Annotated in this window: 19 protein-coding genes; 15 read left to right on the top strand and 4 right to left on the bottom strand. The window is 72.0% G+C overall.

What is annotated here, in order from left to right:
- Nucleotides 1–27: 27 nt before the first annotated feature.
- Entirely contained in the window at nucleotides 28–960 is a 933-nt protein-coding gene (locus ACFQ53_RS09560; protein WP_377858715.1) for a serine protein kinase RIO, read from the bottom strand.
- A gap of 350 nt (nucleotides 961–1,310) precedes the next feature.
- Here ACFQ53_RS09560 and ACFQ53_RS09555 point away from each other — a divergent pair, with 350 nt between their 5' ends.
- The 6 genes from ACFQ53_RS09555 to ACFQ53_RS09530 all read left to right on the top strand — a co-directional run bounded on the left by ACFQ53_RS09555 (nucleotide 1,311) and on the right by ACFQ53_RS09530 (nucleotide 8,488).
- Complete coding sequence (locus ACFQ53_RS09555) at nucleotides 1,311–2,603, top strand: ABC transporter substrate-binding protein (protein ID WP_377858712.1); 1,293 nt, start codon at nucleotides 1,311–1,313, stop codon at nucleotides 2,601–2,603.
- Entirely contained in the window at nucleotides 2,593–3,507 is a 915-nt protein-coding gene (locus tag ACFQ53_RS09550; protein WP_377858709.1) for a carbohydrate ABC transporter permease, read from the top strand. The genes ACFQ53_RS09555 and ACFQ53_RS09550 overlap by 11 nt, the downstream gene beginning before the upstream one ends.
- A complete protein-coding gene (locus tag ACFQ53_RS09545; protein WP_377858706.1) occupies nucleotides 3,500–4,396 on the top strand; it encodes a carbohydrate ABC transporter permease in 897 nt (298 codons plus the stop codon). The genes ACFQ53_RS09550 and ACFQ53_RS09545 overlap by 8 nt, the downstream gene beginning before the upstream one ends.
- A 135-nt stretch (nucleotides 4,397–4,531) precedes the next feature.
- Complete coding sequence (locus ACFQ53_RS09540; RefSeq protein ID WP_377858703.1) at nucleotides 4,532–6,676, top strand: GxGYxYP domain-containing protein; 2,145 nt, start codon at nucleotides 4,532–4,534, stop codon at nucleotides 6,674–6,676.
- 26 nt (nucleotides 6,677–6,702) lie between these two features.
- Nucleotides 6,703–7,515, top strand: coding sequence for a GNAT family N-acetyltransferase (locus tag ACFQ53_RS09535; protein WP_377858700.1), 813 nt, complete (start codon nucleotides 6,703–6,705; stop codon nucleotides 7,513–7,515).
- Nucleotides 7,516–7,537: 22 nt separating this feature from the next.
- Nucleotides 7,538–8,488, top strand: a complete 951-nt coding sequence (locus tag ACFQ53_RS09530; protein WP_377858697.1) for an amidohydrolase family protein — start codon at nucleotides 7,538–7,540, stop codon at nucleotides 8,486–8,488.
- 10 nt (nucleotides 8,489–8,498) lie between these two features.
- On the opposite strand, the gene ACFQ53_RS09525 is transcribed toward ACFQ53_RS09530, so the two are convergent.
- Nucleotides 8,499–9,107 carry a cysteine hydrolase family protein gene (locus ACFQ53_RS09525; protein ID WP_377858694.1) on the bottom strand — a complete coding sequence of 203 codons (609 nt, stop codon included), beginning with the start codon at nucleotides 9,105–9,107 and terminating at the stop codon, nucleotides 8,499–8,501.
- A 121-nt stretch (nucleotides 9,108–9,228) separates the two neighbouring features.
- On the opposite strand from ACFQ53_RS09525, the gene ACFQ53_RS09520 reads away from it, so the two are divergent.
- Together ACFQ53_RS09520 and ACFQ53_RS09515 are read left to right on the top strand one after the other, a co-directional pair.
- Nucleotides 9,229–9,672, top strand: coding sequence for a MarR family transcriptional regulator (locus ACFQ53_RS09520; protein ID WP_377858691.1), 444 nt, complete (start codon nucleotides 9,229–9,231; stop codon nucleotides 9,670–9,672).
- Entirely contained in the window at nucleotides 9,669–11,045 is a 1,377-nt protein-coding gene (locus ACFQ53_RS09515; RefSeq protein ID WP_377858688.1) for an MFS transporter, read from the top strand. The genes ACFQ53_RS09520 and ACFQ53_RS09515 overlap by 4 nt, the downstream gene beginning before the upstream one ends.
- Before the next feature lie 34 nt (nucleotides 11,046–11,079).
- Here ACFQ53_RS09515 and ACFQ53_RS09510 read toward each other — a convergent pair whose 3' ends face one another.
- Nucleotides 11,080–11,529 (bottom strand): hypothetical protein, encoded by a 450-nt coding sequence (locus tag ACFQ53_RS09510; protein WP_377858686.1) that lies wholly within the window; start codon nucleotides 11,527–11,529, stop codon nucleotides 11,080–11,082.
- Nucleotides 11,530–11,718: 189 nt separating this feature from the next.
- On the opposite strand from ACFQ53_RS09510, the gene ACFQ53_RS09505 reads away from it, so the two are divergent.
- Nucleotides 11,719–12,195, top strand: coding sequence for an SRPBCC family protein (locus tag ACFQ53_RS09505; RefSeq protein WP_377858684.1), 477 nt, complete (start codon nucleotides 11,719–11,721; stop codon nucleotides 12,193–12,195).
- A gap of 85 nt (nucleotides 12,196–12,280) precedes the next feature.
- On the opposite strand, the gene ACFQ53_RS09500 is transcribed toward ACFQ53_RS09505, so the two are convergent.
- Nucleotides 12,281–13,849 (bottom strand): amidohydrolase family protein, encoded by a 1,569-nt coding sequence (locus tag ACFQ53_RS09500; RefSeq protein ID WP_377858681.1) that lies wholly within the window; start codon nucleotides 13,847–13,849, stop codon nucleotides 12,281–12,283.
- Nucleotides 13,850–13,890: 41 nt separating this feature from the next.
- Here ACFQ53_RS09500 and ACFQ53_RS09495 point away from each other — a divergent pair, with 41 nt between their 5' ends.
- The 6 genes from ACFQ53_RS09495 (at nucleotide 13,891) to ACFQ53_RS09470 (ending at nucleotide 19,399) form a co-directional block, all read left to right on the top strand.
- Nucleotides 13,891–15,039 (top strand): DUF998 domain-containing protein, encoded by a 1,149-nt coding sequence (locus tag ACFQ53_RS09495; RefSeq protein ID WP_377858678.1) that lies wholly within the window; start codon nucleotides 13,891–13,893, stop codon nucleotides 15,037–15,039.
- Nucleotides 15,040–15,129: 90 nt separating this feature from the next.
- Nucleotides 15,130–16,056 (top strand): ATP-binding cassette domain-containing protein, encoded by a 927-nt coding sequence (locus ACFQ53_RS09490; protein WP_377858675.1) that lies wholly within the window; start codon nucleotides 15,130–15,132, stop codon nucleotides 16,054–16,056.
- Between the two features lie 46 nt (nucleotides 16,057–16,102).
- A complete protein-coding gene (locus ACFQ53_RS09485) occupies nucleotides 16,103–16,930 on the top strand; it encodes an ABC transporter permease (RefSeq protein WP_377858672.1) in 828 nt (275 codons plus the stop codon).
- A gap of 57 nt (nucleotides 16,931–16,987) precedes the next feature.
- On the top strand, nucleotides 16,988–18,196 hold the full coding sequence (locus ACFQ53_RS09480; protein ID WP_377858669.1) for a sensor histidine kinase: 1,209 nt from the start codon (nucleotides 16,988–16,990) through the stop codon (nucleotides 18,194–18,196).
- Nucleotides 18,189–18,848 carry a response regulator gene (locus ACFQ53_RS09475; protein WP_377858665.1) on the top strand — a complete coding sequence of 220 codons (660 nt, stop codon included), beginning with the start codon at nucleotides 18,189–18,191 and terminating at the stop codon, nucleotides 18,846–18,848. Before ACFQ53_RS09480 ends, ACFQ53_RS09475 begins: the two co-directional genes overlap by 8 nt.
- A 176-nt stretch (nucleotides 18,849–19,024) precedes the next feature.
- Nucleotides 19,025–19,399: a VOC family protein gene (locus ACFQ53_RS09470; protein WP_377858662.1), complete on the top strand. Its 375-nt coding sequence runs from the start codon at nucleotides 19,025–19,027 to the stop codon at nucleotides 19,397–19,399.
- Nucleotides 19,400–19,468: the final 69 nt, after the last annotated feature.

Below are 19,468 nucleotides of genomic sequence, written 5' to 3'. Positions count from 1 at the left end.
TCGTCGGCGCCGCCCCGGCACGACTCCTCATCCGCGCCGTTCCATCGCTTCGATCCACCACTCCTCGGCGTCGGCGGCGTGAGGGGCGGCTCCGTGGGCGCGCAGCCAGGTGCACACGTTCTCGCAGTCGCGGCGCAGGAAGTCCGGTCCGTTGGGGTTCGCGACCAGGTCGATCACCTGGGGCACGTCGATCACCACCAGGCGCTCGTCCTCGCTGCGCGGATCGACCAGCACGTTGTACGCCGAGAGGTCGCCGTGGACGAGCCCCAGCTCTGCGAGGCGCAGCACGAAGTCGCGCAGCTCCTGGGCCCATTGCGCGGCGAGCTCGGACGACGGCCTGCGTTCGTGCAGGCGGGGCCCGGCGACGGGCGTGACCGGCTGGCCTGTCGCCCCGACGAGCCCGATGAACTCCATGCAGACCTCTGTGCCCTGGATCTGCACGGGATAGGGGACGGCGAGGCCGGCGGCGTGCAGCCGGGAGAGGGTGTCGAACTCGGCGCGCGCCCACTGTCCGGCGGCCGCGCGCTTGCCGAACGCGCTGCCGCGCGCGATCGCACGGCCCTCGCGGGAATCGGTCACCCGCCTGCCCTCGGTGTACTGGGCGGAGCGGTGGAAGGAGGTGTGCTCGTCCGCGCGGTAGCGCTTGGCGACCATGAGCGCTGCCTCGCCGGGCGCCCCCGTGCGGTGGGCAGCTGGAAGAGCGCGCTCGAGCAGGAAGGCGTCGGCCTCCTTGCCCGTCTTCAGCACGCCGAGCTCGGTGTCGATCGCGCCCTCGTGCTGGACCACCCAGGCGGGGAACGGCTGCGGGCCGCGATCCAGGGTGTGGGCGGTCTCGGGCCAGGTGGACCAGCGCTGGTCGGGCCCGGGCTCGTCGGGGTCGCAGGGGAGGTCGTCGTCGGTCACGCCGGCGGTGACCAGAGAGGTCGTATAGAAGGTGTCCCGGTCGAAGGACGGTGCCATGTGGGATTCTCCCGAGGTGGGGACCTGCGACCCAGCCGCGCGGGGTGCTCCGCGGAGCGGCGCATCGTGCGCGGTGTGCGCGGGGTCAGCAGGTCGAGGTGGAGCGGAGGACGGCAGGGTTCAGCACGGTGACAACCATCGGGTCCTCCTCCCCTCGGGGTCGGCGCATGGCGGCCGACGCTCAGCAGCACGGTACGGCGGGCGGGGGAGCGGGGTCGAGGGATTTATGGCGGGCCGGGCCGTACCACCATGGGTGAAGCGTTTTACGCCGATCCCGGTGCATGCCCTACGGTGGATCCGTCGTCGGCGCGTCCTCGCGAGCGCCGGAGCATGAGCACGAAGGAGTGGACGTGACCAGCAGACGCACCCTGCTAGGAGCCGCAGGCGTCGCCGCGGCCGGGGGAGCGCTCGCGCTCTCCGGATGCTCCTCGGGAGGCGGCGGAGCCTCCCCGGAGCTCGGCGCGATGGCCGCGAGGAGCGCGAAAGACTCGATCAGCTTCCAGATCTGGGACGCCGCCCAGGCACCCGCGATGCAGCAGATCATCGACGCCTTCCACGAGGACTACCCCGGCATCGAGGTGAAGATGTCGATCGCCGCCTACGCGAGCTACTTCGAGCGCCTGCGCATCCAGGCCACGGGCGACGACCTGCCCGACGTGTTCTGGATCAACGGCCCGAATTTCGAGCTCTACGCCTCCCACGGACTCCTCCAGGACCTCAGCGAACTCGAGGGGTTCGACCCGAAGAACTACCCCGAGAACCTCGTCGACCTCTACACCTACGACGCGAAGCCCTGCGCGATCCCCAAGGACTTCGACACCATCGGCCTCTGGTACAACCGGGAGCTGCTGCATCGGGCGGATGTCGATGCGCCCGACGGCTCCTGGAGCTGGCAGCAGTACCGCGACGCCTCCGAGCAGGTGACCCGGAAGCTCCGCTCCGACCGCATCTGGGGAAATCCCGGCGGCATCGAGACCCAGGCCTACATCTACCCGCTCGCGCTGCAGGCCGGCGGCTTCATCGTCTCCGAGGACAAGACGACCTCCGGGTACGACGACCCCGGGACGCTCGAGGCCTTCGAGTTCCTGCGCGGGATGATCGACGACGACATCGCCCCCGACGTCCGGTACACCACCGAGAATCGTCCGCAGGACCTCTTCAGCGACGGCCGCGCGGCCCTCATGACCTCCGGCAACTGGCAGGCGGCCGTGCTGCAGGACTCCGTGGTCAAGGAGCAGATCGATGCCGCCCCGCTGCTGCACGGGAAGCAGGAGGGCAACGTCATCCACGGCATCGGCTGCGCGATGAGCGCGCACGGAACGCACAAGCCCGCCGCCTCGGCGTTCCTGTCGTTCCTGGGGTCCGAGAAGGCGGCCCGCATCCAGGGCGCCGCGGGCGCCGCGAACCCCGCGTTCATCGGCACCAACGACAGCTTCTTCGACGCCCTCCCGGGATTCGACCTCGAACTCTTCGTGGACGCCGCGAAGACCGCCCTGCCCTACCCGGTCTCGCAGAACACCTCGGCCTGGAACCAGCTCGAGGAGCTCCTGCTCCCCAAGATCGTCGGCGGCCCCGGCGATGTCGTCGGGACCGCGGAGGATCTCGCCGATCGCATGAACGGAGTGCTCGCCGATGAGTCATGAGACCGCCGCGGCAGCGCCGCGCAGCAGACGCCGAGGGGCCGACGGCTGGTGGCCGCTCGTGTTCCTCGGCCCCCTGCTGATCGGCGTCGCCGTCTTCTACTTCTGGCCGATCCTCGCGACCGTCATCAACTCCTTCACGGTGTTCGGGCCCTTCGGCGGGCGCACCTTCAACGGACTCGCGAACTTCGCGCAGCTGCTCCAGGACTCCTTCATCCCGCGGGCCGTCCTCAACACCCTCATCTACACGCTGATCGTGCTGTGCGGGATCCCGCTCGCCGTGTGCATCGCCTCGCTGCTGAACCAGAAGGGCCTGCGCTTCGCCCGCTTCTACCAGGTGCTGTTCTTCCTGCCCGCCGTCTCGATGCCGGTCGCCGTCTCGCTCGTGTGGCGGATGATCTTCAACAAGGAGTTCGGCCTGGTCAACTGGGCGCTCTCCCTCGTGGGCATCGACGGGCCCTACTGGGTGACCGCCCCCTGGTGGTCCCTGCTCGCGGTCTCGATCGTGGGCCTGTGGTCGAGCCTGCCGCTCGCGATCATCATCCTGGGTGCGGGACTGCGCGGCATCCCCGCCGAGCTGTACGAGGCCGCGCAGCTCGACGGCGCCGGCACCGTGCGCCAGTTCTTCTCGGTGACCGTGCCGCTGCTGACGCCCAGCATCTTCTTCCTGTCCATCATCACCGCGATCAACGGCTTCCAACTGTTCGACCTGCTCTTCGCGATGATGGGGCAGGCCAACCCGGCGATGGCCGACACCCAGTCGCTCGTGTACCTCTTCTACTCCGAGGCCTTCCGCCAGAACAACCAGGGCTACGCCTCCGTGATCGCCCTGCTCATCCTCGCGATCATCGGAGCGTTCACGCTGCTGCAGTTCCGCCTGCAGAGGAGGTGGGTCCACTATGAGTGAGACGTCCGCACGCACGACCGCACGCACGTCCGCCCGCACGAGCGCACCTGACCGGGCCCGCTCGAGGTCGCGCGCCCCTCGGCCCCGATGGGCGACCCATGCGGTGCTACTGATCGGCGGGATCCTCATGGTGTTCCCGTTCCTGTGGCAGATCAACATGTCGCTGTCCACGCAGGCGGAGGTCACCTCGGTCCCGCCCAGCTGGCTGCCCGACTCGCCCCAGTGGCAGAACTATCCCGCGGTCTTCGAGCAGGTGCCTTTCCTGCACCAGTTCGTGAACACGGCGCTGGTGACGATCGCCCGCGTGATCGGGCAGCTGCTGCTGTGCGCCCTGGCCGGCTACGCCTTCGCGCGGATGAGGTTCCGCGGGAAGAACCTCGTGTTCGCGCTGGTGCTCTCGATCCTCATGGTCCCGTACCAGATCTATCTCATCCCGCAGTACGGGGTGATCCAGAACCTGGGGCTGCTCAACACCATCGCCGGCATCGCCGCACCGGGCGTCTTCAGCGCCTTCGGCACGTTCCTCATGCGCCAGCACTTCCTGTCGATGCCCGCCTCTCTCGAGGAGGCGGCGCGCCTGGACGGCGCGAACCCGTGGCAGACGTTCTGGCGGATCATGTTCCCGCTCTCGGGACCCGCCCTCAGCGCGGTCGCGATCCTCACCGCGCTCGCCTCGTGGAACGACCTCATGTGGCCGCTGATCGCCGCCACCTACGACGAGAAGACGACCCTCGCCGTCGGGCTCACGTCCCTGCAGGGCCAGTTCACGACGGACTACCCGGTGATGATGGCCGCGAGCTTCATGGCGATGCTGCCGCTGATGATCCTGTTCATCGTGCTGCAGCGCCGCGTCGTGGAGGGGCTCGCCCATTCGGGCATGAAGGGGTGAGCGAGTCCGCGGCCCGCCGACACGGACCTTCCCGGCGAACCGCCCCACCCGCCGTCTCGTGCCCCCAACCCACCCTTCCCACGTGGGCATCCCGCGGCTACAGTGCAGATCCCCCACCTGCCACAGGAGTCGATGATGACCGTGGATCTGCCCCGCCCTGCCCTCTCCTCCCGTCCTGAACCGGCGGCGACCGTGCCGTCGGCGTCCCGCTCGTTCACCCGCCGCACGGCGCTGGCCGGCGGCATCGGCGCCGCGGGCGTCGCCGCCGCTCTCTCGATGAGCGTCCCGTCGGCCGACGCGGCGGGCCCGGCTCCCGCCGGCGGTCACCACGGCGGCCACCATTTTGGGTCCGCCCCTGCCGTGCACTGGGAGCGCGGGCACTTCTTCCCGACCTTCGACCGCGCCGCGAGCACGGTGCGCGTGGGAGACATGCGGAAGCTCGACGGCTTCGACCGTCTGCTGCTGATCACCCTGCAGGGCCTCGTGAACCGTGAGCGCCCCGAGCTGTACCTCATCACCGACGACGTCGACGAGACCTGGATCCACGACCTGCCCGCGCGCACCCGGTACGAGAAGCACCCGCTCGACCTCGTCGATCGCTTCCGCCGCCGCATCGCGGGCGCCGTCGTCTACGACATGGACGCACCGGACACCATCAACCTCGCCACCACGATCGCCGCGCAGCGGGGCGCCGTCGTCGCGACCGCCGATCAGGCCTCCGAGCATCGCCTGAAGGTCATCGAGGACCTGCGCGGGCGCTTCGACGACGACCCGGCCGCGATCTATGCCTACGCGACCGACCACCTCTGGGAGAAGAGCACCCACAGGGTCCTCGTCGGCCTCCCGCCCACCCACACCGTCGAGGTCGACGGCGTGGAATGGACCGAGCTGCTGCGCGAGAAGGAGCGTGTCACCGACTCCTCGAACCTCGGCACGCAGACCGTGGACCTCTCGGGCCAGGTCGGCGACGGGGAGGTGTTCGTGCGCCTGTCCGACTCCTTCCCCGAGGACGGCTGGGGCCCCGCCCTCCACCACGCGACCCTCACGGTCGACGGCGAGCAGACCGCCGACTTCGTGCCCGGCACCGACGCCGAGGCCGAGCTCCTCTTCGACGGCAGCGGCTCCCAGACCAAGGACGGACTGCGCTTCGCCGACGGCGGCTCCTCCTTCATCTACCGCTTCGAGGTGCCGGCCGGGGCGAGCGCCGTGAGCATCGACCTCGAGCTCGAGAACGAGTACCTGGTCTCCGCGACCGGGACCGCGCCCACCCGCGTCGAGCCCTTCTCCTCCTTCCGCGACTTCGCGATCGCCACGAGCGCGCTGATCACCTGGCTCCCGCCCTCGGGCGACAGCGGCAGCCAGTTCTCCGAGCTGCTCGCGAAGGTCGACCCCGGCACCGTCTACGCGGGATGGTTCGCGAACGACGTCGACGGCGAATGGTCGGGGGTCGAGCTGTGCAGCACCCACGGCGTCATCGTCGTCGCAGCGGACTACTTCATGAACGCGAGCGTGCTGTCGGGCATCCCCGCCACGACCCGGGCCCGGCCCACCAAGCCCTCGCGGGGCCGCGTGAAGGACCGCACGTACCTCACGCTCACCTTCGGCGAGGGCGACAACATCCAGTTCTGCGAGCGGCACATGCGCGAGCTCTGGGACGATCCCGCCCGCGGCTCCGTGCCCATGAACTGGACGATCACCCCTCTCCTCGAGGACATCGGCCCCGCCCTGCTCCACCACTTCCAGCGCACAGCCACCGAGAACGACTTCCTGGTGTGCGGCCCCTCGGGCGCGGGCTACACCTACGGCGACTCCTGGCCGAAGGACCAGCTGGACGTCTTCACGAAGGCCTCCGGCCGCTACCAGTCCCGCACCGGACTCGACGTCGTCTACGCCTACTCGACACCCGAGTCCGGGAAGCCCTCGCCGACCCTTCCCGACTGGGTCCTCGAGTCCTATGCGGAGAACGTCGACCTCCGCGGCATCATGCAGACCGACGAGAAGGGGTCGATCAGCGATCCCGGTGCCGCCGTGCCTCTGATCGGCACGTTCTATCCCGCCGGCGGCGTCGACACCTACCGCGAGGAGCTGCTCGCGAAGATCGAGGAGGAGCGCGGGGCCGACGGGGCCGACCGGAAGGGCGACCCCCTCTTCGTCGCCGGGCTCATCAATGCCTGGAGCTGGACCCCGTCGGACGTGAAGGAGCTGGTCGAGAGCCTCCCGGAGGACGTCGAGGTCGTGCTCGCCGACGAGTTCTTCGACCTCTTCGCGCGCACGCGCTGAGCGTCGGCCCGGACTACCCTCTCCCTGTGCCAGATCCTGTGCCTGACGACGTCACCGACTTCCTCTCCGCGTACGACTCCCAGTTGCGGACCGATGCCGAGGTCGTGAACGCCGCGAGCGTCACGCGGCTCGGTCCGCTGCTGGTGGCGAGGTATCCCGGGGGCCGGGGCTTCGTCACCTATCGGGATCTGCAGGTGAGCGACGCCCAGCAGGCGTCTCGCAGGGTGCGGGACGCGCTCGCGCTGCTCCTCGAGGAGCCGCGGTGCACGGAGATCGAGTGGAAGACCCGGGGCCATGATCGCGCTCCCGGGCTCGAGGATGCTCTGCGCGCGCACGGCTTCGCGCCGGACGAACCGGAGTCGATCATGGTCGGCCGCCTGGAGGCCCTGATGGACGGCGCTCCGCTGCTGGGCGGTGTCACCCTGCGACGCATCACCGAGGGCGCCGACGTGCGGGCGATGTGCGCGATGGCGGAGGAGGCCTTCGGGCGCAGCGCCGGCCCGCGCCATTCGGACGTGCTCCTCGCGCGCATCGCGGCCGGTGACCCCATGCAGCTCTGGGTCGCAGAGACGGAGGGGAGGTTCGTCTCGTGCGGACGGCTCGAGCCCGTGGAGGGCACCGACTTCGTCGGCCTCTGGGGTGGGGCCACCCTCCCCGGGTATCGGCACCGGGGGATCTACCGGGCACTCACGGCCGCCCGTGCCCAGGCGGCACGCGCGGCCGGATACAGCTTTGTCCACAGCGACTGCACGGAGTTCTCCCGCCCCATCCTCGAGCGCTCCGGTCTGGTGCGGGTCTCGTCGACCACGCCCTTCATCTGGAGGAAGGCGGACGCCTGAGCCCAGCGGTAGCGTGCCCGCCATGACCGCTCCCGCAGATCGCCTCATCGACGTCCACGCCCACTTCGTCACCGACGGCTACATCGCCGCCGCCCGCGCCGCGGGGATCGAGCACCCCGACGGCATGCCCGGGTGGCCGCAGTGGGACCTCGCTTCGCAGATCGAGGACATGGACCGCCGCGGCATCGAGCACGCGGTGCTCTCGATCTCCTCGCCCGGCGTCCACTTCGGCGACGACGCGTCCGCGGCCTCGCTCGCCCGCGCGGTGAACGACGCCGCGGCCGCGTTCGTCGCCGAGCATCCGCAGCGCCTCTCCTTCTTCGCCTCCCTGCCCCTGCCCGATGTCGACGCGGCCCGCGCCGAGGCGCGTCGGGCCCTCGCGCTGCCCGGGGCGCGCGGGGTGATCCTCGAGTCGAACGCGCGCGGCCAGTACCTGGGCGATCAGGCGCTCGAGCCGCTGTGGGCGGAGCTCGAGGCGGCGGGCGCGATCGTGTTCGTGCATCCGACCTCGCCCGTCGGGGCCGACGGGACGGACCTCGGCCGGCCGCGTCCGATGCTCGAGTTCATGGCCGACTCGACCCGCAGCATCGTGGACCTCGTGCTCGCGGGCGCCCTGGACCGCCATCCCGGACTGCGCGTGATCGTCCCGCACTCCGGGGCCTCCCTCGCCCTGCTGTCCGACCGGGTCGCCCTCTTCCAGGACGGTTTCGGGCTGGGCGGCACGCGCTTCGCCGACGCGCTGCGCGGCCTCTGGTTCGACCTCGCGGGGACGCCCTTCCCGCACGCCGCGCCGCTGCTGGTGGACGTCGCCGGGTCCCAGCACGTGCTCTACGGCAGCGACTCCTGCTGGACCCCGGCGCCCGCGGTCGACGCGCAGATCGAGAGCATCGACCGCGCGGACCCGCCCCTCGGCGCGACCAGCTGGCGGCGTCTGACCACCCGCAACGCGGAGTCGCTGCTGGGCGAGGCGTGAGCGCGCGAGCTCAGGCGCCGGCGAGCCCGTCGACCCACTGGTCGACGGTCGTCACCGCCGCCTGACGCGGGAACACCTTCTGCGTGAGCACGCGGTGCACCTCCTCGTCGGGGTCGGCGCAGGCGTCGGCGAGCACGGTGAGGCGGAAGTCCAGATCCGCGGCCTGGCGCAGCGTCGAGAGCACGACGCCGCTCGTGGAGATCCCGGCGAGCACGAGCGACTCGGCCTGCAGGCCCCGCAGCAGCACCTCGAGGTCACTTCCGGTGAACGCGCTGATCCGGCGCTTGATCACGACCGGCTCCTCGGGGCGCGGGGCGAGGGTCTCGTGGAGCGCCGTGGCGGGGGAGTCCTCGGTCATGCCGTTCTCGCCCGCGCGGGCAGAGATGCCGGCGAATCCCGAGGTCGGCGCGATCTCGGGGTAGCCGGGGCGGAAGGCCACGCGCACCCACACCACGGGGATGCCGGCGTCCCGCGCCGCCTCGACGGCCGCGCGGGCGTGCACGAGGACGCCGGTGCCGGTGAAGCGGTCGGCGATGCCGTGCTGGAAGTCCATGGCGAGCAGGACGGTGCGCGCTTCGTGGCCCGTGGTCTCGTGGGAGTCGGTGGCGGGTGCGGTCATGGGGGAGTGCTCCTCGATCGGGGTGGACTGGGTGGTCGCGGTGGACGGGGCGCTGGGCCCGTTCGGTGAAGGTCACGACCCGCGTTTGCTCAATGAACATTGATCAATGTACGTTGACGGTATGGATCCAGCAAATCGTCCGGCCTCCTCGGCCGAGGCCGCGCACGCCCTGCGCGGGGTCGTCGGCAGGCTGCGGCGCCGCCTTCTCGCGGTCTCCGGCAGCGATGTCCTCACGCCCGCGCAGGCCTCCGCCCTCACCCTCTTCGCACGCGGCGACGCCGACTCGGGCGCCTCTCTCGCCCAGGCCGAGCGGATCTCGGCCCAGGCCGCGGCGGTGACGGTGGCGGCGCTCGCGAAGGCCGGCCTCATCGAGCGCACGGCCGATCCCGCCGACGGCCGTCGCCAGATCATCGCCGTCACCGACACGGGCCTCGACTACGTGCAGGGCGCTCGCGGGATGCGACAGGCCTGGCTCGAGCAGGGCCTCACCGAGGAGTTCACCGAGGACGAGCGCGCGCAGCTCATCGCCGCGGCCGCCCTCCTCGAGCGCCTGCTGCAGCGATGACGGCGATCGCCCGCCGCCCCTCGCCCCCGGATCGCTTCGATCGCCGGCTGCTGTCCCCGATGATGCTCGGGTCGATCCTGAACCCGATCAACTCCTCGATCATCGCCGTCGCGCTGGTGCCCATCGGCATCGCGCTCGGCGCGCCCGCGCGCGAGACGACCTGGCTCATCACGGGCCTGTATCTCGCGACCGCCGTCGGCCAGCCGCTGATGGGGCGTCTCGTCGACGCCTACGGCGCCCGGCGCATGTTCCTCATCGGCTCCGCGCTGACCCTGCTCGCCGGGGTGATCGGCACCTTCGCCCCGAACATCTGGGTGCTCGTCGCCGCGCGCGTCGTGCTCGGCTTCGGGACCTGCGCGGGCTATCCCTCGGCGATGCGCCTGATCCGCGACGAGGGCGATCGCACCGGGGTGGACAGCCCCGCCGCCGTGCTCAGCGCGCTCAGCATCACCACCCAGACCATCTCGGTGATCGGTCCCGTGCTCGGAGGAGTCCTCATCGACGCGGGCGGCTGGCGCAGCACGCTCGCGATCAACGTGCTGCTGGGCGCCGCGGGGCTCGTGCTGGGCCGTCTCTACCTGCCGCCGAGCCGCCGGCCCGTCGGCCGCGCGCGCATCGACGTGGTCGGGATCGTGCTCTTCACGGTCGCCCTGGTGGGCCTGCTGCTCCTGGTCATGAGCCCGTCCGTCGGTCGGCTCTGGCTGCTCGTGCCCGTGCTCGCCGCGGGCGCCGGCTTCTGGATCTGCGAGATGCGGCGGGCCGACCCCTTCATCGACGTGCGGATGCTGCGGGCGAGTCCAGCGCTCGTGCGCACCTACCTGCGCTCGGTGCTCGCGGCGCTCGTGAGCTACGGGTACATCTACGGCTTCACGCAGTGGATGCAGGAGGCGCGCGCGCTCAGCCCCTCGCTCTCCGGTCTCGTGCTGCTGCCCACCTTCGCCGTCGGCATCGCGGTCGTCGCCCTCACGGGACGGCGCGAGGCGCTGCGCGGGAAGCTGATCGTCGGCTCACTCGCCCAGATCCTCGCGTGCGCCATGGTGCTCGCGCTCGGCGACCGCTCGCCCCTCGTGCTGCTGCTCGCGATCGCCGTCGTGCTCGGCATCCCGCAGGGGCTGCTGAACCTCGCCAACCAGAACGCCGTCTACCGGCAGGCGCGCAGCGAGCAGATGGGGGCGGCGGCGGGGCTGCTGCGCACCTTCATGTACCTCGGTGCCATCGGCTCGTCCTCGGCGAGCGGTGTGCTCTTCGGCCGACGGGCCGACACCGCGGGCATGCACGACCTCGGGCTGGTGATGCTCGCGGCGGCCGTGCTCCTGCTCGTGCTCGCGGTGGCCGACAGGAGGCTGGGCGGGAGGGCGGCCCGCGGCGACTGAGCCCGCGGGCCGGGCCTCTCCGGCGATTCGGTCGTCACCGCAGCTCGCGGTGCAGATCCGCGAAGCAGTCGACCCCCGAGGTCCACTCCTTGTGCGCGCCGTCCCCGAAGTCGCCCAGACGGGCGACGGCGGTGCCGTCGCGCTGGGAGGGACGCGGGTGGATGCGCAGAGAGCCGTAGGTCAGCTCGAGGCGCAGCCCGATGCCCTGCTCCTCGTAGGTCTCCGTGACGTCCTGGCCGATCAGTGCGCGCAGGGCGCCCGCCCAGCGCTCGTCGTCGGCGGAGACGATCGAGTGCTCCTTCAGCACGGTGGGCATCACCAGGCACTCCAGGAGCGGCTGCTCGCTCGAGCCCGTGGGGGACTCGAAGCGGATCCGCAGGCGCCCCAGCACGAAGCCGATCTCGCGCACCCGGTAGCCCCGGAGCCTCGACAGCTCGAGGGTGTGGGGCTGCGTCGCAGTGCTGGCGTCCGTCGTGGTGTCCATGGGGCACACTCCTTCCGGTCGTGGCTGTGGTGCGGGCGGGCCGCCGCGGAGGGCGACCCGGGTCACAGTGCGGCACTGTAGACCCCTTGCCCGGAAGATGCCGACATGGTGTGCACAGTGGACACGCAGAACTCCGCGCGGGCGGCTTCCCCGGGGCGGCAGGCTCGCCCGGAGGGCAGAATGTGCGCCATGGACGAGACGCAGAACGATCCCGCCGAGGCGGCCCCGCGCGTGGTGAGTGCGAGCCGCGTGATCGCGGCCGCTCCCGGCGTGATCTTCGAGCACATCGCCGATCCGGCGCTGCAGACCGCATGGGACGGCAACGACAACCTCGCCGCGGCCGCCTCCGGCCAACGCGTGAGAGGCGTCGGGGACGTCTTCGCGATGACGCTGACCACCGGCGCCGTGCGCGAGAACCACGTGGTCGACTTCGACGAGGGCCTGCGCATCGCCTGGCTCCCCGCCCCCGAGGGCGAGCAGCCGCCCGGTCACCTCTGGCGCTGGGACCTCGAACCCCTGGGTGAGGGCCGCACCCGCGTCATCCACACCTACGACTGGACCGACCTGCACGACCCCGTGCGCCAGGACCGCGCCCGACGCACCACCGAGGCGAGCCTGCAGGCCTCGGTGGATCGGCTCGCGGCGCTGCTCGAACAGGACGGCTGAGGGCCCCGCGCGCTGATCTGCGTGCGCCGACCTCCGCGCGCTGTGACCTCCCCGCGCTGATCGCCCAGCGCTGAACACCCCGCGCTCAGCGGGAGAAGGCGATCCGCCCGTCGACGATCGTCGCGAGCGGCCGCACCTCCCGCAGACGCGCCGCGGCCTCCCGTGCCGCGGAGTCCACGAAGACGCCGTCGGCCCCGCGCGGCACGTCGGTGGAGAGCCCGTGCCCTTCCCCGTCGACCGGATCCTCCAGCAGCACGAGGTCCGCGCGCGCTCCGACCGAGGGCCGGACCCCGGCCCCGTCGGTCGAGGCGGCGAGCGCCTCGAGGGGCTGCAGCTGTTGGGCGGGGAACCACGCCTCGCGCCCGTCGGCACTGCGGTGGACGGCCGCGGACATGGCGAGCCAGGGATCCACGGGGGCGACGGGGGAGTCCGACCCCATGAGCAGGTCGACGCCCGCGTCGAGCAGATCGCGGAAGCGGTAGGAGCGCTGCGCGTCGCCCGGCCAGACCTCCTCGGTGGGGTCGCGGTCGTCGAGCAGATGGGCGGGCTGCACCGAGGCCAGCACCCCGAGCGCCGCCATCCGCGCGACGTCCTCGTCGGCCAGCAGCTGGGCGTGCTCGATCCGGGGTCCGCCCCGACGCCCGCCGACGCCCCCGCTTTCGCGACCAGCGGCGGCCTCCGCGAGCGCATCCAGGACCACCGCGGCGGCCGCGTCGCCGATCGCGTGCACGGCGACCTCGAGCCCGCGCGCGTCGGCCCGCGCGAGCAGCGCCGCGAGGTCGTCGGCCATGTGGCTGAGCACCCCGTATCCGCCGCCGAGCGGGTGGGCCCCCGCCTCCCCGGAGAACGCGTAGGGGTGGCGGCAGTAGGCCGAGCGCGAGCCGAGCGAGCCGTCGGCGATCACCTTGAGCGGTCCCATGGTCACGAGCCCCGAGCCGCCGATCGGCGTGCCCGTGGGCCCCGGGACGCCGTCGAGCCCGGAGGCGTAGGTGGCCGTGCGCACCCGGATCCGGGCCTCGCGCCGGGCCCACAGAGACGCGTTGTCCGCCCACTCCATGTCCGTGAGGCCGACGATCCCGCGCGCGAGCGCCTGCTCCTGGAGCTTCCCGACCCCGGCCTCGAGGTGCGCCGCGACGCCCGGGAGGTCGTCGAGGTGGGCGACGGCGTCGAACCACTCGTCCTCGGCCACGATCCCGCGCCGCGGCGGCAGGCCCAGCGCGCGCAGAGCGGCCGAGCTCATCCAGGCGTGGTGCGCGTCGCCGCCGATCAGCACCACGGGCAGCTCCCCGGCGACGGCGTCGAGCCCGGCCACCGTGGGATCGCCCGCCATGTCCACGAGACGGTGGCCGAAGCCGATGAGCGCCTCGGCGCCCGCGGGACGGGAGGCGATCGCGGAGGCGACCTCCCGCAGCACCTCGTCGACCGAGGCGAGCCCTGAAGTGTCGAGCCGCGCGTAGCCCTGGGCGGTCTGGCCCACGTGCACGTGGTGGTCCCAGAGGCCGGGGACCGCGAGGGCCCCGCCCGCCTCGAGGACCTCCTCGCCCGGGGACGGCACGAGATCCGCCCCGATCTCCGCGATCACCCCGTCACGCAGACGGATCGACACGGGCGATGCGGGCGAGGGCGACAGCAGACGCAGATCACGGACGAGCACGCGGCGAGCCTATCCGCCCCTGCGCGGGGGAGAATCGAGGCATGCGCGAGCAGACCCCCGAACCGACCACCGCGCCCGCCCCCGACCAGACCGCCGCGCCTGACCAGACCATCGTGCCCGCGCCCGACCCGACTCCCGCGCCCGACCAGACCGCCGCGTCCGCGCCGGAGGCCTCCCGCGACGAGACCGCAGCTCTGTGGTGCGCCGCGGGCGCCGCCGTGCTCGGGCTCGGCCTGGGGCTGGTCTCGCTGCGCACGACGCTCCCGCTGTTCGGCCGCGGCTCGATCGGCGAGGTCGCGGCGTACGCGGGGATGGGCGCCGGTCTGCTCGGCTTCGTCCTCGCCGGTCTCACGATCACCCCGCGCCGCCAGCCCTGGCTGCGGGAGATCTCCCGGGTCCGCCGCGCGGCCAACATCCTCGCCCTCGGCGCGCTCCACGCAGTGTTCGCCTTCCTGCTGTGCAGCGCCCTCTACGGGGTGTTCGCCTCGGCCTTCCTGGGGCTCGCCCTGGACCGCTGGACCGGCGCCGTGTGGGTCGCCATCACCGCCGCTGCCTGCGCGTACGCCTGCGTGGAGAGCGCTCTCGCGCTCACCAGCGAGTCCCTGTCCGTGCTGCTCGCCGCGTTCCTCGTGACCGGTGCGCTCGCGGCCGCGCTGAGCGCGAGCGACCCGCACTGGTGGCACCACCACTTCTCCGCGCTCGGCTCGGGCCGGGACGGGCTCACCTTCAACCTCACCCTGCTGCTGGCAGGGCTCGCGCTCGCCGCGATCGGCGACTTCGTGGGCCACGACGTCGCCCTCTGGTGCCGCGCGACCGGCCAGACCCGCTCCCGGGCCACGCTCGTGCGGCTCGCGCTCATCGTCCTCGGGCTGCTCGTGATCGCCGTGGCCCTCATCCCGATCGACGCCGAGCGGACCTGGCACGATGCCGCCGCGCAGAGCATCGTTCTCGTCTTCGCCACCGCGCTCGTGGGCTTCCCGGCGCTGTTCCGGCGCCTGCCCGGCAGTTTCCTCGCCGTCACGGTGGGCGTGATCATCGCGCTGCTGGCCCTGCTGATGCTGTGGAAGGGCGCGGGGTACCTGAACCTCACGGCCTTCGAGATGGGCGCGGCCGCGACCGTCATGGCCTGGCTCGTGCTGTTCGTGCGCACCGTCTCCGCGGCGGTGCGCAGCCTGCCCGCCGCGGACTGAGCTCCTCCGTCCCTCCCATGACAGCTGTCATGGGCGGGACATGACGGCGCCCGATGGGCCCGCGGCCACGGCGCGGCGGAGGCTGGAGCCATGAACGAGACGACCCCGGCCCCGTCCCAGGAACCTCGGCCCGCGATCGACTGCCGTGCCCTGACCAAGACCTTCGGCTCCCTCACCGCCGTCGACGACCTCGACCTCGCCGTCCCGCGCGGCCAGATCCTCGCGCTGCTCGGCCCCAACGGCGCCGGCAAGTCCACGACCACCGAGATGATGCTCGGGCTCGCGACCCCGGATGCCGGTGAGGTGCGCATCTGCGGCACCACACCCACGGACGCCGCGCGCCGCGGGCTCGTCGGCGCGATGCTCCAGAACGGCGCGCTGCTCGAAGACACGCCGGTGCGGGTCATGCTGAACCTCGTCGCCGGGGTCTGCGCGCACCCGCTGCCGCTCGACGAGGTCATCGAGCGCGCCGACATCTCCGCCCTGCTGCGTCGCAGCACCTCGAAGCTCTCGGGTGGGGAGGCGCAGCGCGTCCGCTTCGCCCTCGCCCTGCTGCCCGACCCCGAGGTGATCCTGCTGGACGAGCCCACGGTCGCCATGGACGTCGAGACCCGTCGGCGCTTCTGGGAGCGCATGCGCCACGTCGCCGCAGACGGCCGCACCATCGTCTTCGCGACCCACTACCTCGAGGAGGCCGACCAGCAGGCCGGCCGGGTGGTCGTCATGGACCAAGGGCGCATCGTCGCCGACGGGACCGGCGCGCAGATCAAGGCCAGGATCGGCGGACGCGCGATCACCCTGCGCGTTCCGGACCGCGCCGCCGCCGGCCCCCTCGCCCATCTCGACGGCGTGACCAGCGTCGACGTGCTCGAGGACGGCCGCCTGCGCCTCGCCACCGCGGATTCCGACGCGACCCTGCGCGGGCTCTTCACCGGCGCGGGCCTGCCCGCCGTCAGCGACGTCGAGGTCACCACCCCGAGCCTCGAGGACGCCTTCCTCGCGCTCACGTCCCACTGAACGCACCCCCAGAGCTCCCCGCCCGCCCCACCCTCCAGGAGACGCCATGACCACCGCATCCACCGCCGTCTATGCTCCGTCGACAGCCGCCACCGCGAGTCGCGGCGCCCCTGCGAGCCAGCTGCGGCGCACCACGCGCTTCGCGCTCGCCTCCACCACGACCACCCTGCGCAAGGGCATGTTCCTGTTCTTCACCGTCGCCCTCCCGATCCTCATGTTCCTGATGTTCAACGAGATCTTCGGGAAGGAGGCCATGGGCGAGGGCGGCGAGACCGTGGGCACCTTCATCATGGTGCGCATGGCCGCCTACGGCGGACTCGGCGCCGCGGTGAACGCCGGCGCGATCATCCAGCTCGAGCGCACCAACGGCTGGCTGAGGCAGCTCATGGTCGCGGGCCTCACCCCGCGCAGCTTCGTCCTCGGCAAGATGGTCGCCGCCATGGCCGTCGTGCTGCCTGCACTCATCGGCGTCTACCTCGCCGGCGCGCTCGTCGCCGGCATCCATCTGGACGCCCTGGAGGCCGTGCGCTCGCTGCTGGCCCTGTGGATCGGCATGCTGCCGCTCGTGCTGCTGGGCCTCGTCGTCGGACTCGCCCTGAAGCCCAGTGCCGTCGGCGCCGCGACCACGATCGGCATGATGCTGCTCGCCGTCGCGGGCGGGCTCTGGTTCCCCTACGAGATGTTCCCGAGCTGGCTGCAGTCCATCTCCCGCTTCACCCCGACGTACTGGGTGGGGGAGCTGGGCACCTGGGGCATCATCGGCGAGGACTTCCCGATGCGCGGCCTCGTGACCCTCGCCGCCTGGACCCTCGGCCTCGCGCTGATCGCGGCCCTGCTGCTGGGTCGCGCGGCGCGCTCCGCCTCGCGCCGCTGAGCGGCACGGCGGAGGAATGCTGGAAGAATCGGTGCCAGTCCGCGAGGAGGAGACCCCATGGCGCCAGCACGACTGACCGGCTCCGCGCGCCGCAGGCACGAGCTCGCCGCGACCGCACCGCCCCTCGAACGCGGCGACGAGCAGCATCCGCGCACGCTGCGCGGGCTGTATCGGGCTGCGGTCGAATCGGGCGCGATGTTCTACACGGCGCCCTCGCTGCTGTTCATGCTGTTCGTGATCATCCCGGCGTTCGACCATCCGACCCCGGTGCGCACGACGGCGATCATCGTGCTGTCCCTCGCCTTCAGCGCGGCCTTCCTCCTCCTGCCCGGGGTGAAGGCGTACAGCCCGAGCTTCGGGTACGGCTTCATCGCCGTGGTGTGGCTGCTGGTCGCCCTGTTCGTCCCGGCGATCGGCGTGAACGTCCTCTACATGGTGATGTTCGTGCAGATCGCGCACACCATCGCGCTGCCCTGGCGCACCGCCCGGGTGGTGATCCTCCCGCTCACCCTCGCCGTCTGCCTCCTCGCGGTGCTCACCGGCCAGTACATCTCGATCATCCTCGCGCTCGTCGGGCTCATGATCTCCCTGGGTGTCGGGTACGGGATCGAGCGCGAGATCCTCACCGAGCGCCTCGCGCGCGCCGAGCAGCGCAACGCGGTCCTCGCCGTCGCCGCCGAGCGCGAGCGCATCGGCCGGGACCTCCACGACATCCTGGGCCATTCGCTCACCACCATCACCGTCTCCGCCCAGCTCGCCCAGCGGCTGCTGGAATCGGATCCTGAGGCCGCCCGGGCCCAGATCTCCGAGGTCGAGCGGATCTCCCGCCAGTCCCTGGCCGACGTCCGCGCGACCGTGAGCGGCATGCAGGAGGTGCGCGCCGCCACCGAGATCGCCTCGGCCCGCAGCGTGCTCACGGCCGCCGGCATCGAGGCCGACGTCCCCGCGGCGCTGCCCGAGCTCGACGACGCCCGCGCGGAGCTCTTCGGGTACGTGATCCGCGAGGGCATCACGAACGTGGTGCGCCACTCCCGCGCGACGCGCTGCACGATCCGTGTGGACGAGGACTGCGTGAGCGTCGCCGACGACGGCGTGGGCATCCCGCGCGATCGCAGCCGCTCGGGCCTGGACGGCCTCGCCCGCCGCGTCGAGGAGGGCGGGGGAGAGCTCGTGGTCGCCCCGGGAGAGGACGGCACGGGGACCGTGATCACGGCGCACCTCGCGCCCGCCCGTCGGCCGCTCGACGAAGGAGCCACCCATGCCTGACGCACCCGCCGCGCCCGGCGCCCCGATCCGCATCGCCCTGGCCGACGATCAGGCCCTGCTGCGCTCGGGCCTCGCTGCCCTCCTGCGCCTCGAGGCCGACATCGAGGTGGTCGCGGAGGCCGCGGACGGCGCCGGGACCCTCGCCGCCGTCGCCGCGCAGCATCCCGACGTGCTGCTGCTGGACGTGCAGATGCCCGCCGGGACCGAGGCGGACGGCGGGGCGGGGCCGACCGACGGCCTCGAGGTCGCCGAGCGCTTGCGGGGATCGGGCACCCGCATCATCGTGCTGACGACGTTCGGGCGCGCCGGCTACCTGCGCCGCACCCTCGAGGCAGGAGCCGACGGCTTCATGATCAAGGATGCCCCCGTGGAGCGGCTGGTGGACGCGATCCGCCGCGTCCACCAGGGCCTGCGCGTGGTCGATCCCGAGCTCGCCGCGCAGTCGCTGGCCGCCGGGCCCAACCCGCTCTCGGCGAAGGAGACCGAGGTGCTGCGCGCCTGCGCGCACGGCGGCTCGACGGCCGACGTCGCCGCGCGGGTGTTCCTCTCCGAGGGCACGGTGCGCAACCACGTCTCGAGCGCGATCGGGAAGCTGGGCGTCGCCAATCGCGCCGAGGCCGTGCGCCGCGCCACCGACAACGGGTGGCTGTAGCGGGACGAGGTATGGACGGGCCGGAGGCGCCGCCGTAGAGTCGCCGACGATGATGACCAGTCAGGCCCGTTGCGGCCGCTCCCGGACAGGCGATCTGGTCGGTCCCTGATCCGCGCCCCTCCCGTCGTGCGCAGGCCGTCGACCCACCCGACCCCGCGCACCGACCGAGGAGAACCATGACCGCGCACTTCAACCACACCATCATCGCCACTCGCGACCCTGAGGGACTCGCTTCGTTCTACCGCGACCTGCTGGAAGCGGAGGAGGCCCCTTCCTGGGGCGTGTTCCAGAACCTGACCATCGGCAACGGCGTGCTGCTCCAGTTCGCCGCCCCACCGATCGACTTCCCGCCTCAGCACTACGCATACCTGCTGGACGACGAGCATTTCGACCGCGCTCTCGCCTCGATCCGCGAGAGCGGGCGCGAGCACTGGGCGGACCACACGAGGACCCGTCCCGGAGAGGTCAACACGGAGCATGGGGGCCGTGGCGTCTATCTCCTGGACCCCTCTGGCCACTATCTGGAGCTCATCACGCGTCCATACCTCTGAACCACTGAAGCCGGGCGCATGACACAGCCGGGCGACGCGCGAAGGCGCGCCGCCCGGCCGTGTGTGCTG

This window comes from Brachybacterium sp. NPDC056505, assembly GCF_042794925.1.
In the GTDB taxonomy this organism is placed as follows: Bacteria; Actinomycetota; Actinomycetes; order Actinomycetales; family Dermabacteraceae; genus Brachybacterium; species Brachybacterium kimchii.
The sequence above is the reverse complement of the archived record's forward strand: the minus strand, read 5'-3'. Positions and strand labels throughout refer to the sequence as shown.

Excerpts from the sequence above, each read along its gene's own strand:
- ACFQ53_RS09560 (WP_377858715.1), bottom strand. The coding sequence starts at position 960 with ATGGCACCGTCCTTCGACCGGGACACCTTCTATACGACCTCTCTGGTC.
- ACFQ53_RS09550 (WP_377858709.1), top strand. The coding sequence starts at position 2,593 with ATGAGTCATGAGACCGCCGCGGCAGCGCCGCGCAGCAGACGCCGAGGG.
- ACFQ53_RS09545 (WP_377858706.1), top strand. The coding sequence starts at position 3,500 with ATGAGTGAGACGTCCGCACGCACGACCGCACGCACGTCCGCCCGCACG.
- ACFQ53_RS09540 (WP_377858703.1), top strand. The coding sequence starts at position 4,532 with ATGACCGTGGATCTGCCCCGCCCTGCCCTCTCCTCCCGTCCTGAACCG.
- ACFQ53_RS09530 (WP_377858697.1), top strand. The coding sequence starts at position 7,538 with ATGACCGCTCCCGCAGATCGCCTCATCGACGTCCACGCCCACTTCGTC.
- ACFQ53_RS09525 (WP_377858694.1), bottom strand. The coding sequence starts at position 9,107 with ATGACCGCACCCGCCACCGACTCCCACGAGACCACGGGCCACGAAGCG.
- ACFQ53_RS09520 (WP_377858691.1), top strand. The coding sequence starts at position 9,229 with ATGGATCCAGCAAATCGTCCGGCCTCCTCGGCCGAGGCCGCGCACGCC.
- ACFQ53_RS09515 (WP_377858688.1), top strand. The coding sequence starts at position 9,669 with ATGACGGCGATCGCCCGCCGCCCCTCGCCCCCGGATCGCTTCGATCGC.
- ACFQ53_RS09510 (WP_377858686.1), bottom strand. The coding sequence starts at position 11,529 with ATGGACACCACGACGGACGCCAGCACTGCGACGCAGCCCCACACCCTC.
- ACFQ53_RS09505 (WP_377858684.1), top strand. The coding sequence starts at position 11,719 with ATGGACGAGACGCAGAACGATCCCGCCGAGGCGGCCCCGCGCGTGGTG.
- ACFQ53_RS09495 (WP_377858678.1), top strand. The coding sequence starts at position 13,891 with ATGCGCGAGCAGACCCCCGAACCGACCACCGCGCCCGCCCCCGACCAG.
- ACFQ53_RS09490 (WP_377858675.1), top strand. The coding sequence starts at position 15,130 with ATGAACGAGACGACCCCGGCCCCGTCCCAGGAACCTCGGCCCGCGATC.
- ACFQ53_RS09485 (WP_377858672.1), top strand. The coding sequence starts at position 16,103 with ATGACCACCGCATCCACCGCCGTCTATGCTCCGTCGACAGCCGCCACC.
- ACFQ53_RS09480 (WP_377858669.1), top strand. The coding sequence starts at position 16,988 with ATGGCGCCAGCACGACTGACCGGCTCCGCGCGCCGCAGGCACGAGCTC.
- ACFQ53_RS09475 (WP_377858665.1), top strand. The coding sequence starts at position 18,189 with ATGCCTGACGCACCCGCCGCGCCCGGCGCCCCGATCCGCATCGCCCTG.
- ACFQ53_RS09470 (WP_377858662.1), top strand. The coding sequence starts at position 19,025 with ATGACCGCGCACTTCAACCACACCATCATCGCCACTCGCGACCCTGAG.